The organism is Pseudomonas sp. XP2, from assembly GCF_053557975.1.
The window spans coordinates 83,581-96,687 of sequence record NZ_JBNRIK010000020.1 but is presented as its reverse complement, the minus strand read 5'-3'; the positions used below and the strand labels follow the sequence as shown (position 1 = coordinate 96,687).

Sequence of the window (13,107 nt, the reverse complement as noted above, 5' to 3'; positions counted from 1 at the left end):
TCCATTCACAGGAACACCAGTTCGAAAGGTTGCAGCAGACATTCCATCAAGCGGGGTGGCAGCACCGGCGGCTGCTCGGCGTCCGGCTCCAGCTGGCTGACGTGGGCGGCCAAGGCCTTGCGCTTGCGGGCCAGGCGGCTTTCATCGAGCTGCAGGCGGTGCGCACGCGGCCATGGCAGGCGCGGGTCATCGGGCTCGGCCCAGTGCCACGCCCACACCGGCACCTCTGCCAATTGCACCCCGCGGGCGGCCGCCGCGTGTGCCGCAGCTCGGCCTACGGCCTCGTGATCGCAGTGCCCATCATTACGCCAGGTGGCCATCAACAGGTCATCTGGCCGCAGCAACTGGGTGAGGTGACTGACCAGGAATGCCTCTTCGCGCGGTAACTGGCCGTCCTTCAGGTGCAGCCTGCGCCAGTCCAGATGGGTAAGGTCCAGGTCCAGCTGCAGCAGGGCCTGGCGGCTCTCTTGCGGCCGCTGTCGACGCAAACGGTGCTCGGTCCAGTGGCTGGAGCCGGGGTGGCTGCCTTCACCGTCGGTGGCGGAAATCAGCACCAGTTCATCCTCGCGTCCCTTGAAACCCGCCAGCAGACCACCTGCCATGAGGATTTCGTCATCCGGATGCGGCGCGATCAACACCAGCCGGCGCCCAGGTGGGCACAGCTGCATTGGATCGAGCCATGTAGCGCGGGCAAGATGCGCACCTTGCTGCCAGGCTGCCCAAGGCGTGCCGTTGGCGGACTGAATAAGGTTCTGGCTCATAGCTGCCACACCCCGGCCGGTAGTTGGGTGAGCTGATGGCCCAGCACCGCCAGATCGCGCTCGGCATGGCTCTGGCGCATGAATACCGGTAGGTCAGCGCACAGCCGGGCAAAATGGCTGCTGCGGCAGAATGGCGTGGCTCCCAGCGCTCGCCCAACGTGGCTGATCACGCGTTCCACGGCGTGTTCCACCTGGGCACGCGTGCGGCGCACTTCGAAGCTGGCATCTGCGCCAGGTTGCCGGTCGATCCAGGCCGCACATTCGCGCAGCGCCGCGCGGGCACCGTACAACGCAGCATCCACTGCCCCCAGGTGCGCATCGGCATGGGGGTCGGGGCGGGGCTTGCGGCAATGTTCGCGCAGGTAGTCTGCCAGTGCCTCGGCCGCGCCGTACCAGCAGGCAGCGATGCCCGCACCGCCATGCCAAAAGCCAGGGCGTGCCAGGTATTGGCCCGGCGTGCCGATGAGCGTGCCGGGGGTGTCGTTGAATGTCACCTCGACGCTGGCCGTTGTGGCCATGCCGACTGCTTGCCAATGTTCGATGCACAGCCCCTGGTTCGGCTGTGAAAGCTCGATCGCCACCAGTTGCGGCTGGTCCGCCTCATCCCAGGCAGTGATCAGCGCCCGGTCGATCTGCAAGGCCCCTGAACACCAGGCCTTGCGGCCTTGCAGGCGCACCTGGTCACCTTCGCGCGCCGTCACCTGCGCACGTGCATCGGGCGGCTCAGCGGCCCACACGCCCCAGATGCCGTCTACGGCGTGGTGGGCGGCGCCGCATTCAGCAAGGATGGCCAGGGCATCGGTGTGGCCTTCATAGAGCTTGGCCAGCGCCAGGTCGCAACCGGCCACACGGGCCAGGGTCTGCCAGCGGCGCAGTGTGTTGCCTTGGCCCGGCAATGGCAACAGGTCGAGATGGTCGGCGTGCAGCGCCTGGATCAGCTGCGGCAGTTGCGTATCGAGGTTAAGGGGTTGCTGGCGCTCGCCAAAGGTACGTAACAGGCGGTCGAGGGTGGTCAGGTTGAAGTCCTGAACGATGCTCATCATTGTGTCTCCAGGTTCATGTCCAATCGCCGTTGCCCCATCATTTCAGCCCCAGTTGCTTGCGCATGTGTGCGGTGATGGACTGGCGTACCTTGCCCATCTCCGCCCATGGGTCATCAACTTCTGCCAGCCGCTCGTGCAGGTTGGCAATGTTCCATTGGTTGGCAGCCTTGATGTGCGCCAGTTCCTCGCGCCAGATCGGTACCGACACAGGTAACCCCTCACGGGCACGCAAGGAGTAGGCACAGGCTGTGGTGGCGCCCTTGCCGTTGCGCAGATAGTCGATGAAGATCCGCCCCACGCGGTTTTTCGGCCCCGACACTGCACTGAGGCGATCCGGGAACAGCTTGGCCAGGTAATCGACGATGGCGTGGCTAAAGTCCTTGACCTCGTCCCAGCCCGACCGCCGGGTCAAGGGCACGACCAGGTGAATACCCTTGCCGCCACTGGTTTTCAGGAACACCTTCAGGCCCAGTTCGTCGAGCAGGGTGAGGGTGAGCTGGGTGGCCTCCAGCATGGCCTTCCAGGGCAGCGCGGGGTCGGGGTCCAGGTCAAGTACGAAGCGGTCCGGTTTGTCGAAGTCCTTGTCCGTGGCGTTCCAGGTGTGCAGTTCGAGCATGTTCATCTGCACAGCACCTAGTAGGGTGTCCGGGCGGTTGATGACCATCGCCGCCTGGCCGGCCTCGGCCTTTTCATAGCTGATGACGTTAGGTATGTGCAGCTGGCCTGCGTTTTTCTGGAAGAACAGCTCCCCGGCCAGGCCGTCCGGGGCGCGCACCAGCGCGACCGGGCGTTGCTTGAGCTGGGGCAGGATCCACTGGCTGACGCTGGCGTAATACTCGGCGACCTCGAGCTTGGTCACGCCGGTGGTGGCGTCGATCACCCGGTCGGGGTGGGTCAGGCGCAGTTCACCCAGGTTTTCAGGCGCCTTCGCCTGCTTGTTGCGTTTGGGCACGGTCTGGGTGGGCATGGCGCGCTCCAGGTCGATGGCGGTGGCCGCCTTGTCATCGCGCAGGCCATGGAACACCGAGTGGCGCACGATGCCGTCTCGGGTCATCTGGGCATAGGCGACTTCGGCCAACAATTGCGGTTGCAGCCAGTGCACACCGCGCGCTTCGGCACCGGTAGGCGGCTTGGCCAACGCTGGCTTGGTGATTTGCAGGGGTTTGAGCCGAGCATGGATGCTGGCCAGGGTCGCCGTGCTGAAGCCGGTGCCAACCTTGCCGGCGTAGCGCAACTGACCGCTGTCGTCGTCATGCAGGGCCAGCAACAGGGCCCCGAAGCCGCTGCGGCTACCTTTGGGGTCGGTATAACCGACGACCACGAACTCTTGGCGTTGCTTGCACTTGAGCTTGACCCAGTCCGGGCTGCGACGGCCGCTGTACGGGCTGTCGGCACGCTTGCCGATCAAACCCTCCAGCTCAAGCCGGCAGGCGCTGTCGAGCAAAGATTGCACGGGCTCGTCGAAGTCGGCAGAGAACTTGAGTACACCGGATTCATCGCGCTCAAGCAGTTGGCGCAAGGTGTCGCGCCGGCCCTGCAGCGCTACCTGGCGCAGGTCCTGGCCACCGAGGAACGGCAGGTCGAACAGGTAGTAGGTAATGGCTTCATCGTGCTCGGTGTCGAAGGCGTTCTGCAACGCCTGGAAATCGGCTGCGCCATTTTCGTCAGCCACCACCATTTCACCGTCGAGCCAGGCTGCATCGATGCCCAGCTCGCGCAGTGCGGCGATCTGGCGGGGCATCTTGCTGCTCCAGTCATGGCCGTTGCGGGTGAACAGGCGGATGTCATCACCCTCGATACGGGCCAGAATCCGGTAACCGTCGAATTTGACCTCGTAGCGCCAGTCCCCGCTGGGGGGCGAGTCGACCAAGGTTGCCAACTGCGGACTCAGCTGTGCAGGCAGGGGCACCTTCGGGCCTTTGACGGTGCGCTTGCGGCTGACGCGCGGTGCGGCGGCTTTTTTCGCAGCGGCTTTGCGCGGCACCAGGGTGCGGTCGCTAAGCACGCTATCGGGCTGAGCCTGCACGACGCTGTAGTCGGCCTCGCTGCGAGCCTGGTCGTCGTGTGATTTCACCAGCATCCATTGCTCTTTCTTGCCATCCAGGCGGGTGCGAAACAGGTTCCACACACCGCTGAGCTTTTCGCCTTGCAGGCGGAAACGCAGCTTGCCTTTGGCGTAGGCTTCATGCGCATCGCCTTCGGGCTCCCATACACCGCGATCCCAGACAATCACATCACCTGCACCATAGTGGCCTTCGGGGATATGCCCCTCGAAGTCGGCGTAATCCAGCGGGTGGTCCTCGACGTGCACGGCCAGGCGGCGCACTTTGGGGTCGAGCGACGGGCCTTTGGGGATCGCCCAGCTTTTCAGGGTGCCATCCAGCTCCAGGCGGAAGTCGTAGTGCAGGTGGCTGGCGTCATGTTTCTGGATGCAGAACTGCAGCGCCTGCACCCGCTTGCCACGGCTGCGCTTGCCGCTGGGCTCGGGCGTGGCATTGAAGTCGCGCTTGCGCGCATATTCCTGCAGGGGCTTGGCCATGGCGGTTTCCGGGCAGTTCGCAGTCTCTAAGGTGGGAGGCGCCGCGTAGGGTGGTAGTTCAAAAAACTCTGAATCTTCCACACGCAGGCGCAGTCGACTTAATGAAGCCACCTGACGGAGAACGCACATGGCACGCACAGATGAACCAAAGCCGTATACCCCTCCAGAGATCGACGACACCGAAGACCGCATGGGCAGCGTCCGTGAGCTGGACTTTGATGACCGCCTTGATGAACGTGAAGGGCGTGTGGGCGATGAGCGACCGGCCGATGAAGTCGCCCGGGAGTTTCCGCCTCGGCGCGTGGCCGAAAGCGGCATGACCGGCGGCGAGGCCCTGAGCGACAGCTTGCATGAGGACAATGTTACCTATGACGACTTGAGCCCGGACACGTTGCTGGATGAAACCGGTGCCCGTGACCCGCACGAACCGGGTGGTAGTGGCGGCCCGGCAGACCAGAGCCTGCGGCACGTGGACGCCGACGAGATCGGCGGTGGCATAGGCCTGGATGAGGCCGAACTGGCCCGATCAGCGCCGCTGGATGGTAAACCGTGGACTGATGACGTGATCGAAGACGAGGAGGGCAAGCCATGAACGAACCCCGCTGTACCTGCGCGCACTGTTCCTGCGCCTTGGATACGCCGGTATGTGAGCTGTTCTAACTGGCGATTGCTCAGTCCTTCGGGCTTAGGCTGTGGGAGCGGGCTTGTCCCGCGAATTGGGGGCATGCGGTGCCTGGCACCGGCTGTGCCGGTGTTCGCGGGACGAGCCCGCTCCCACAGAGCCCCTTTCTGTGGAAGCGGCGGTAGGCGTGGCGGGTTAGTGGGTCTGCCAGATGCCGTTATTACGCTCGCAATCCGTGCGGGCCTGGCCGAGGCTGGGGGTGTCGTAATAATAGGTGATTACCCGCGCATCTTTGGGCAACGCTGGTTTGTCCCCTCCTACGGATTTGGGGTTGGCCAGCGCTTCCTGAGTCAAAGGCGCGATGCAGCTGCCCACGCTGCCATCCGCACAGCGCGCTACCTTGCTCTTTTCGCTGTTGAGCATGTCCTTGCTCTCGTTGCTACACGACCAGTTGATCGCTTCGGCGGGCAGGTTGCTGTAGCTGTAGCAGGTGTGCCGCTCCACGGGTGTTACGGCATCGCTGGATGAGCGGGTCAGTACGTTGCAGCCCTCGGCCACGGCCTGGCCGCAGACAAGGCTGACAACCATCAGCGTCAAGATCCGTACATGCATTTGCCACCTCCAGGGCCAGCGGCCCTCGTCAGGTCTGGGCGGGCTTGTCGCCTTGGCGCATGGCCTTGGCGCGTTTTTCCAGGACCAGGTAGGTAACCACTGCCAGCAGCAGTGGAATCAGGTAGTACAGTGTGCGATACCCGAGCAAGGCAGCCACAAGCGTGCCTTGGGCCATCTGCCCGTGCAGCAAGGCCAGAAACACTGCCTCAAGTACGCCCAGCCCCGCAGGGATATGCGCAACCACGCCAGCCACGCAACTGATCAGCAGGATGCCGAGAATGGACGGGTAAAAAGCCTCGCCCGGCAGCAACCAGAAGATCAGCAGCGCCATCAGCGCCCAGTTGCTGGCACCCAGCGCAACCTGGCACAGTGCCAAACGCAGCGACGGTAGCGTCACTTCGTGGTTGCGCCAGGACCACGTGCGCTTGGTTGCAAAACCACAGGCCAGCAGGTACCCACCCGCGATCGCCAACAGCAGCAAGCCGATCAGGCGCAGACCTGTAGCGCCCACCGCCCAGCTGCTGGGCAGCTCCACGAAGCCGAGGGCGAATACGGTGCCGGCCAGCAGCATGTAGCCCATCCAGTTGGTCAACAGGCCCAAGGTGAGGATGCGCGTAATGGTCGGGGTATCCAGGCCCAGGCGGCCATATAACCGGTAGCGCAATGCAACGCCGCCTACCCAGGTAGTGAAGTTGAGATTGAAGGCGTAGCACACGAAGGCGACTGGCAGCACCTGCCGGGCGGGCAACTGGTGGCCGGTGTAGGCCCGTGCCAGCAGGTCGTAACTGGCAAATGTCAGGTAGCTGCACAGCGCCAGCGCAAGGCCGATGGCCAGGGTGCCGGGCTTGTAGGCCAGCAACGACTGGCGCACTTCGTTCCAGTCCAGATTGCGTGCCAGCATAAACAGCAGAACAGGTATGAGGATGAGGAACGCCAGCGTGAACAGGCGTTTCACCCAGGTTTGCCAGCCTTTGCGCGCCATCAGGTATTGCCCTCGTGCAGGTTACCCTGAGCCTCGACTTCCGGCTGCACCGAGCGCAAACGCTGGCGGTGTGCCGGGAACCAGCCAGCAATGCGCGGAAAATGGCGGATAACGTGGAAGCACACGAAGATCAGCGGTGCCCGCCACCAGTAACCGCGAATCATGCGCTCCAGGGTGACCGGCTTGCATTGCTCGCTGGCCAGGGCCTGTAGATGCTGGTTCAGTTGCTGGTTGAAGGCTCGATCACGGATGAAAAGATTGGCCTCCAGGTTGAATGACAGGCTCAACGGATCAAGGTTGCTGGAGCCAACGGTGGACCACTCATCGTCAACCAGTGCAACCTTGCCGTGCAGAGGCCGCTGGCAGTATTCGTGGATGGCCACGCCGTCGCGCAGCAGATAGTTGTACAGCAGCCTCGAAAGTGCACGGACCCAGCGCATGTCAGGCTGGCCCTGCAGAATCAAGCGCACATCCACGCCACGCCGGGCGGCGTTGCGCAGCTCCCGCATCAATCGATAACCCGGGAAGAAATACGCGTTGGCAACCACGATGCGCTGCTTTGCACCACGAAAAGCCTGCAGGTAGTGGGTTTCGATATCGGTACTGCGCAGCCCGTTGTCGCGTTCGACCAGCACGGCGCTGCTGGCCCCGGCCGGCTCGGTTACCGGGCGTACCGCGCTGGGTGGCTGCAGCACCGGCGACATCAGGCGCTTGCTGGCAGCATGCACCTGCGCTACCACCGGGCCGGTGACCTCCACCGCATAATCCTGCTTGGCCATGGCACCAAAGTCGCCAAGATGATCGGCGCTGTAGTTGATACCGCCGATAAATGCCCGCTCACCGTCGACTACCACGATCTTGCGGTGCAGGCGCCGGAACAGGTTGGTGCGCATGCCCACCAGCCGGGGCTGTGGGTCGAAAGCGTGAAAGCTCACGCCGGCATCGGTCATGGCCGAAATGAATTCGGTGGGCAGGTCGGCAGTGCCGTAGCCATCCACCGCTACCTCCACCCGCACACCGCGCTGGGCAGCGTCGATCAGCACCTGTTGTAACTGCTGGCCGACCTTGTCGTCGAAGATGATGAAGGTTTCCAGCAGAATTTCTTCCCGCGCCTGGGCCATGGCCTCGAAGACGCGGGGGTAGTATTGCTCGCCATTGATCAGCAACTGCACGCTGTTGCCGTCCACCCAAGGTCGATTCACAGGTTGATCTCCGCAGCCAATGGGGCGTGGTCGGACAGGTGCGACCACGGGTATGTCGAGAGCACTTGGGCAGTGCCGGGCATGGCGTTGCGCAAATAGATGCGGTCCAGCCGCAACAACGGCAGGCGCGCGGGGAAACTGCGCGCCGGGGTGCCGAAGTGCTCGCCGAAAGCCTCTATCAGGTGTTCGCACAGCACTGCATCTGCTTTCAGGCGCCAGTCGTTGAAATCGCCGGCTATAATGACCGGCGCTTCAGGCGGCAGACTGGCCAGCAGGTCGAGCATCAGCTTCACCTGGCGCTGCCGGTGGGCTTCGCGCAGGCCCAGGTGCACGCACACCGCATGCACCTGGTCGTGGCCTGGCACGTCCAGCTGGCAGTGCAGCAGGCCGCGCTGCTCATTGCCCTGTACTGACACATCGAGGTTGTTGAAGTGAGTAATGGGGAATTTCGACAGCAGCGCGTTACCGTGATCGCCATGCGGGTATACGGCATTGCGCCCGTAGGCGAACTGCGGCCACATGCTGTCGGCAAGAAACTCGTACTGCGGCATTTCTGGCCAGGCCGCATGGCGCAGGGCATGCTGCTGATGGCTGCCGTGCACCTCCTGGAGAAACACCAGGTCGGCGCCCGTGGCACGCACGGCCTCGCGCAATTCCGGCAGGATGAAGCGCCGATTGAAGAAGGTGAAGCCCTTGTGCACGTTCAGTGTCAGCACATTGAGCCGGCGTACCGCAGTGACCTTGTCGATGATGCTGCGTGGGGCGGGCAGGGTCTTGTTCACAAGGCCACCTCCCGCAGGACGCCAGGCTCGGTCATGAGCTCATGGTCCAGCGACAGCTTCTGCAGCAGGCGTCGCGCATCGTAGGGGGCGTGAACCTTCTGGTCGTTGTCGAAATAGCAGTAGACATCGCGGGTCGCCCGACGCGGCGGCGAGCCCTGGACGACCAATTGCGCATCCTCAGCCTGGCTACCCTGGCTCCAGCGCTGGATGCGCTGCTTCCAGCGCCTCAGTGCGTTGGCCGTATACCCACTGCTGTAGAGCTCGACATCGCCATGCAGGCGCATGTACACAAAGTCGGCGGTAACGTCTTCCACATACGGCCATTTGCCGGCGCTGTCGGCAACTACCAAAGCGACCCGGTGCTTGCGCAACAGCTTGATGAAGGTCTCACAGAGGAAACTCTCGTTACGGATCTCCACGGCATGACGCAACCGTGCATTGCCGTGTATGCCCAAGCTGCCGTTGCCCTGCAAGCGTGCCGCGCAGTGTTTGGCACATTCACGAGCCGCTTTATGGTTACGCGGCAGCAGTTCGAGAAACCGGGCAAAACGCTCTTCATCGAACTTCATGTTCGGTGGAAATTGCCACAGGATCGGGCCAAGCTTCTTGCCCAGCAACAGTGGGCCTGAGGCGAAAAAGTTCGCCACCGGTTCTTCGATGTCCCTAAGCCGCCGTACGTGCGTGATATACCGCGGCCCCTTCACCGCAAACACGAAGTCGTCCGGCGTCTCGTCACGCCAGCCCTGGTAACGTTCAGGCGTTTGCAGGCTGTAGAACGAGCCATTGATTTCGATGCTGTTCACCGCCCGCGAAGCGAAGGCCAGTTCGTCGTCCTGCCTCAGCCCCTTGGGGTAAAAGTCCTTGCGCCAGGGGCCATAGCGCCACCCGGAGATACCGATGCGGATATCGCTCACGCTGCCGTCCTCATTGCCGGTTCTATTTCGGTCGCTCCAAAGTGCGACCGATAAAGACAGGCCAGGGTTCAGCACGTTTGACCAACGGGAAAGGCTGATACCAGGTTGAACTTTGCGGCGCTTGGCGTTTCCACCGGATACCCGCTTCGTGGAAGGGTGTCAGGATAAAATCGAGGCAAGCATGGCCAGACATATCATCCATTTCACCGGGCCGATCAACTCGTCGACCTGTGGCAACCTGATCAACACCTGTTCGCGGGCGCTGCAACAGGGCGCCGGTATCCTGCAACTGAACATCGCTACCATGGGCGGCGAGTGCAGTTATGGCTTCACCCTGTACAACTTCCTGCGGGCGTTACCGGTCGAGGTGCATACCCACAACCTGGGCACGGTGGAGTCCATGGGCAATATCCTGTTCCTGGCAGGGGAACGGCGCACGGCGTGCAGTTTCAGCAAGTTCCTGTTCCACCCGTTTCACTGGACCTTGCACGGTTCGGTGGATCATTCGCGCATGGCTGAGTACGCCATGAGCCTGGATTATGATTTGAAGTTGTATGCGCAGATTGTCGCCGAACGAACCCAGGGGGCAACGGAGGTACTGGACGTGCCGCGGTACCTGATGGCCTATCCGCGGATTCTGGGGCCACGTGAGGCGCTGGATAACGGGATGATTCATGCCATCGACGAAATGCCAATCGAGGCGCAGTCGGTTCAGTGGAGTGTGCATGCCTAGGGTGTGGCTGTGCGTGCCTCTTCACAGTTGCGCGAAGGCACGCACCGAGTAACCGGGCTTACCGAACTGACGCGGCGGTGGCTCTGTCACAGGCCAGCAGCGAGCGGATCAGCAACTTGATCTCACCCTTGAGCCCAGGCGCCTGGTCCAGATGGGCAAAGCGGCAGTCGGTAATTTCATGCTGCGCCTTGGGCTGCGGCGCGTCGGCAAACTCTGCTTCGAACACGTAATGCATACGCGCGGGGGCCTCGTGACGCATCAGCAAGGTCAGTGACGCTGCCTGCAGCCCGGTTTCTTCCAGCAACTCACGCTCTGCAGCTTGCGCTGGCGTCTCGCCAGGCTCGATCTTGCCGCCGGGGAGGGTCCAGGCACCGTTGGATTTTCGCACCCATAACCATTTTTGTGTTTGCTTGCCGTGCCGGCAGATGATGGTGGCGCGATCCTTGTTCAGCTTCATTCATGCTCCTTGGTGATGCGCTTATTGCATGAAGATATGGCCGTTGGCGGCAATAAACGTTGCGTTTAACCCGACGAACGGTCAAAGCACGTAACGTGCCACCAGGGCTTTCGCCCGCCACGCAAACATTTTGCCGACGCAAGATTTGTGCCGCTGGTCAGTTGCCAGCAAAAGCATTGAGCAGAGCCGGGCAACAGTGGCTCGGAAACTAGGCATGGCACAGATTCGTGTCACCAGCCTATCCATCGCAAGGAGAACCCACATGGCGCAGGATCAAGAGCGGACAAGCCAGCGCGGCGGCACCAAGGAAACCAACCCGGGCAATTTCGCCAATGACCGGGAGCGTGCTTCGCGCGCGGGCCACAAGGGGGGGCAGGCATCTGGCGGCAATTTCGCCAACGACCGACAGCGTGCATCGGAAGCTGGCCGCAAGGGTGGCCAGAACAGCCACGGCGGGGGGCGCAACCCGTGAGGGGAACCGCTCGCTGAATGCCCAGGAACACATGTGGTGCCCGGCAGCGATTTCGGGTTTGCGAATCCGGAATCGCGCCATGACTTCGTCAGGAGAAACGAGCATGCGCGCATTGACCTATCACGGCGCAGGGGATGTCCGCGTCGACACCGTTGCAGAGCCCGGTCTGCAGGAAGACGACGATATCTTGCTGCGGGTAACGGCCACAGCCATTTGCGGCTCCGACCTGCACCTGTACCGGGGCAAGATCCCCATGGTCGAGCAAGGCGATATTCTTGGCCACGAATTCATGGGCATCGTAGAAGAGGTGGGCAGCGCGGTAACCGCGGTGCGCCCGGGTGACCGGGTAGTGATCCCGTTTGTCATCGCCTGCGGTGACTGCTTTTTTTGCCAACACGACTTGTTTGCCGCCTGCGAAACGACCAACACGGGGCGAGGCGCACTGCTGAACAAGAAGACCATACCGTCTGGCGCGGCGCTGTTCGGCTACAGCCACCTGTATGGCGGCATACCTGGCGGGCAGGCCGATTATGTGCGGGTGCCCAAGGGCAATGTAGGGCCGTTCAAGGTACCGGGGCACCTGGCTGACGATCAGGTATTGTTTCTCTCGGACATTCTCCCTACAGCCTGGCAGGCAGTGCTCAATGCCGAAGTTGGCCAGGGTTCGTCACTGGCAATCTATGGCGCCGGCCCGGTCGGGCTGCTGTCTGCTGCTTGCGCACGCATGCTGGGGGTGGAGCAGATCTTCATGGTCGATGAATGTGCCTACCGGCTGGATTATGCTCATCAGGCCTACGGAGTGATTCCTGTCAATTTTGCCTATGATGATGACCCAGCCGATAGCATCGTGCGCCATACCGCCGGCATGCGTGGTGTGGATGCGGTAATCGATGCGGTGGGTTTCGAAGCCAAGGGCAGCACGACGGAAACGGTGCTCACCGCGCTTAAGCTCGAAGGCAGTAGCGGCAAGGCCCTGCGCCAGAGTATCGCGGCCGTGCGCAGGGGTGGGGTGGTCAGTGTGCCGGGGGTATATGCGGGGTTTATCCATGGTTTTCTGTTTGGCGACGCCTTCGACAAGGGCCTGACCTTTCGCATGGGGCAGACCCATGTGCAGCGCTACCTGCCTGAGTTGCTGGCGCATATCGAAGCAGGCCGGCTGGACCCGCAGGCCATCGTCACCCACCGCATGGCGCTGGAAGATGCCCCGCGTGCCTACGAACTGTTCAATGGACAGCAGGATCAGTGTCGCAAGGTGATTCTGGTGCCCGGTGCGGCCCCGGACCCACGCGGTCAGGGTGCCGCAGTGCGCTGAAACGGCCGCTTGTGCCGAATGTTCGACAAAATTTTGAATCTTCTGGCCATGGCCCGATCAATCAGGGTGTCATCCATGGAGAAGAGGAGGCCCCTGCGATGCCTAGCCCACAGCTGTACATCATCGATTACCAACTGCATGGCCAACCGCGCAGTTTCATCATTCGCCTGGAACGCCTGGACAATGCCGAGGCCTGGCATTGGGCAAGTTGCGATGCGGGTATCGGCATTATTCCCAAGTTCGGGCGTGAGAAGATCAAGAAGATCAGCCGGCCGATGGCCGAGCGTTACGGGATTACCGGCGTAAGCTGGCGGATTTCGGGGAGCAAACCGAGCCAGTCGGTGGGAGACCCGGCGGCGATGGTGTAATACAACCTCAGCCTGACACATAACCATGCTGCAACGGGGTCACCGGCTGCAGCATGGTGCCTGGATAAACCCTTTGTCAGGCGCCGGACTCGGGGTCACTGGCCGGGACGCCGGGGCGATTTTCCTCGTCGTCAGTCACATTGGGGTCGGCATCCGGGTCATCCACTTGGTCGTTGCGGCGATCCGGCTCAAGCTCCGGCCAGTCATCCTGCACATTGCCACCACCCATCCGCAGTAAGTAATCCATCGCGCCATCCTCGTCTGTGATCCTCATGGTTAGGAGCGAAAGACCTGTCTTAAAAGTCATC

At 62.4% G+C, this 13,107-nt stretch carries 15 protein-coding genes; 5 read left to right on the top strand and 10 right to left on the bottom strand.

What is annotated here, in order from left to right; translation table 11 throughout:
- Window positions 1-5: 5 nt before the first annotated feature.
- The 3 genes from ACK1VC_RS20330 to ligD are packed head-to-tail and all read right to left on the bottom strand — an operon-like array spanning window position 6 to window position 4,343.
- Complete coding sequence (locus ACK1VC_RS20330; RefSeq protein ID WP_016487175.1) at window positions 6-761, bottom strand: PIG-L deacetylase family protein; 756 nt, start codon at window positions 759-761, stop codon at window positions 6-8.
- A complete protein-coding gene (locus ACK1VC_RS20325; RefSeq protein ID WP_060517792.1) occupies window positions 758-1,801 on the bottom strand; it encodes an acyl-CoA dehydrogenase family protein in 1,044 nt (347 codons plus the stop codon). Before ACK1VC_RS20325 ends, ACK1VC_RS20330 begins: the two co-directional genes overlap by 4 nt.
- A 40-nt stretch (window positions 1,802-1,841) precedes the next feature.
- A complete protein-coding gene (ligD, locus tag ACK1VC_RS20320) occupies window positions 1,842-4,343 on the bottom strand; it encodes a DNA ligase D (RefSeq protein WP_197884211.1) in 2,502 nt (833 codons plus the stop codon).
- 127 nt (window positions 4,344-4,470) lie between these two features.
- On the opposite strand from ligD, the gene ACK1VC_RS20315 reads away from it, so the two are divergent.
- The gene (locus ACK1VC_RS20315; RefSeq protein ID WP_016487172.1) at window positions 4,471-4,935 is read left to right on the top strand and encodes a hypothetical protein; all 465 of its coding nucleotides are present in this window, start codon (window positions 4,471-4,473) and stop codon (window positions 4,933-4,935) included.
- Between the two features lie 225 nt (window positions 4,936-5,160).
- Here the strand turns inward: ACK1VC_RS20315 and ACK1VC_RS20310 are convergent, their stop codons facing one another.
- Genes ACK1VC_RS20310 through ACK1VC_RS20290 form a run of 5 tightly spaced genes read right to left on the bottom strand, consistent with a single transcriptional unit; the run spans window position 5,161 to window position 9,457 of the window.
- Window positions 5,161-5,577, bottom strand: coding sequence for a hypothetical protein (locus tag ACK1VC_RS20310; RefSeq protein WP_060517788.1), 417 nt, complete (start codon window positions 5,575-5,577; stop codon window positions 5,161-5,163).
- A gap of 28 nt (window positions 5,578-5,605) precedes the next feature.
- The gene (locus tag ACK1VC_RS20305) at window positions 5,606-6,559 is read right to left on the bottom strand and encodes a lysylphosphatidylglycerol synthase domain-containing protein (protein WP_023048028.1); all 954 of its coding nucleotides are present in this window, start codon (window positions 6,557-6,559) and stop codon (window positions 5,606-5,608) included.
- Window positions 6,559-7,761 carry a cardiolipin synthase ClsB gene (clsB, locus tag ACK1VC_RS20300; RefSeq protein ID WP_016487169.1) on the bottom strand — a complete coding sequence of 401 codons (1,203 nt, stop codon included), beginning with the start codon at window positions 7,759-7,761 and terminating at the stop codon, window positions 6,559-6,561. Before clsB ends, ACK1VC_RS20305 begins: the two co-directional genes overlap by 1 nt.
- On the bottom strand, window positions 7,758-8,543 hold the full coding sequence (locus ACK1VC_RS20295) for an endonuclease/exonuclease/phosphatase family protein (protein ID WP_016487168.1): 786 nt from the start codon (window positions 8,541-8,543) through the stop codon (window positions 7,758-7,760). The genes clsB and ACK1VC_RS20295 overlap by 4 nt, the downstream gene beginning before the upstream one ends.
- Window positions 8,540-9,457 (bottom strand): DUF72 domain-containing protein, encoded by a 918-nt coding sequence (locus ACK1VC_RS20290; protein WP_191086581.1) that lies wholly within the window; start codon window positions 9,455-9,457, stop codon window positions 8,540-8,542. The genes ACK1VC_RS20295 and ACK1VC_RS20290 overlap by 4 nt, the downstream gene beginning before the upstream one ends.
- Window positions 9,458-9,626: 169 nt before the next feature.
- On the opposite strand from ACK1VC_RS20290, the gene ACK1VC_RS20285 reads away from it, so the two are divergent.
- A complete protein-coding gene (locus ACK1VC_RS20285; protein WP_256219675.1) occupies window positions 9,627-10,190 on the top strand; it encodes an ATP-dependent Clp protease proteolytic subunit in 564 nt (187 codons plus the stop codon).
- A gap of 58 nt (window positions 10,191-10,248) precedes the next feature.
- Here ACK1VC_RS20285 and ACK1VC_RS20280 read toward each other — a convergent pair whose 3' ends face one another.
- The gene (locus ACK1VC_RS20280) at window positions 10,249-10,647 is read right to left on the bottom strand and encodes an NUDIX hydrolase (RefSeq protein WP_016487165.1); all 399 of its coding nucleotides are present in this window, start codon (window positions 10,645-10,647) and stop codon (window positions 10,249-10,251) included.
- A gap of 262 nt (window positions 10,648-10,909) precedes the next feature.
- Between ACK1VC_RS20280 and ACK1VC_RS20275 the strand changes: the two genes are divergently transcribed.
- The 3 genes from ACK1VC_RS20275 to ACK1VC_RS20265 all read left to right on the top strand — a co-directional run bounded on the left by ACK1VC_RS20275 (window position 10,910) and on the right by ACK1VC_RS20265 (window position 12,799).
- Window positions 10,910-11,119, top strand: a complete 210-nt coding sequence (locus tag ACK1VC_RS20275; RefSeq protein ID WP_016487164.1) for a con-10 family general stress protein — start codon at window positions 10,910-10,912, stop codon at window positions 11,117-11,119.
- A gap of 103 nt (window positions 11,120-11,222) precedes the next feature.
- The gene (locus ACK1VC_RS20270) at window positions 11,223-12,431 is read left to right on the top strand and encodes a zinc-dependent alcohol dehydrogenase (protein WP_070086399.1); all 1,209 of its coding nucleotides are present in this window, start codon (window positions 11,223-11,225) and stop codon (window positions 12,429-12,431) included.
- Between the two features lie 98 nt (window positions 12,432-12,529).
- Window positions 12,530-12,799, top strand: coding sequence for a DUF6555 family protein (locus tag ACK1VC_RS20265; protein ID WP_016487162.1), 270 nt, complete (start codon window positions 12,530-12,532; stop codon window positions 12,797-12,799).
- Between the two features lie 76 nt (window positions 12,800-12,875).
- Here the strand turns inward: ACK1VC_RS20265 and ACK1VC_RS20260 are convergent, their stop codons facing one another.
- Window positions 12,876-13,046, bottom strand: a complete 171-nt coding sequence (locus tag ACK1VC_RS20260) for a hypothetical protein (RefSeq protein ID WP_016487161.1) — start codon at window positions 13,044-13,046, stop codon at window positions 12,876-12,878.
- Between the last annotated feature and the right edge of the window lie 61 nt (window positions 13,047-13,107).

Coding starts and splice junctions, on each gene's coding strand:
- ACK1VC_RS20315 (WP_016487172.1), top strand. CDS start 4,471: ATGGCACGCACAGATGAACCAAAGCCGTATACCCCTCCAGAGATCGAC.
- ACK1VC_RS20280 (WP_016487165.1), bottom strand. CDS start 10,647: ATGAAGCTGAACAAGGATCGCGCCACCATCATCTGCCGGCACGGCAAG.
- ACK1VC_RS20325 (WP_060517792.1), bottom strand. CDS start 1,801: ATGAGCATCGTTCAGGACTTCAACCTGACCACCCTCGACCGCCTGTTA.
- ACK1VC_RS20305 (WP_023048028.1), bottom strand. CDS start 6,559: ATGGCGCGCAAAGGCTGGCAAACCTGGGTGAAACGCCTGTTCACGCTG.
- ACK1VC_RS20265 (WP_016487162.1), top strand. CDS start 12,530: ATGCCTAGCCCACAGCTGTACATCATCGATTACCAACTGCATGGCCAA.
- ACK1VC_RS20275 (WP_016487164.1), top strand. CDS start 10,910: ATGGCGCAGGATCAAGAGCGGACAAGCCAGCGCGGCGGCACCAAGGAA.
- ACK1VC_RS20260 (WP_016487161.1), bottom strand. CDS start 13,046: ATGGATTACTTACTGCGGATGGGTGGTGGCAATGTGCAGGATGACTGG.
- ACK1VC_RS20310 (WP_060517788.1), bottom strand. CDS start 5,577: ATGCATGTACGGATCTTGACGCTGATGGTTGTCAGCCTTGTCTGCGGC.
- ACK1VC_RS20270 (WP_070086399.1), top strand. CDS start 11,223: ATGCGCGCATTGACCTATCACGGCGCAGGGGATGTCCGCGTCGACACC.
- ACK1VC_RS20330 (WP_016487175.1), bottom strand. CDS start 761: ATGAGCCAGAACCTTATTCAGTCCGCCAACGGCACGCCTTGGGCAGCC.
- ligD (WP_197884211.1), bottom strand. CDS start 4,343: ATGGCCAAGCCCCTGCAGGAATATGCGCGCAAGCGCGACTTCAATGCC.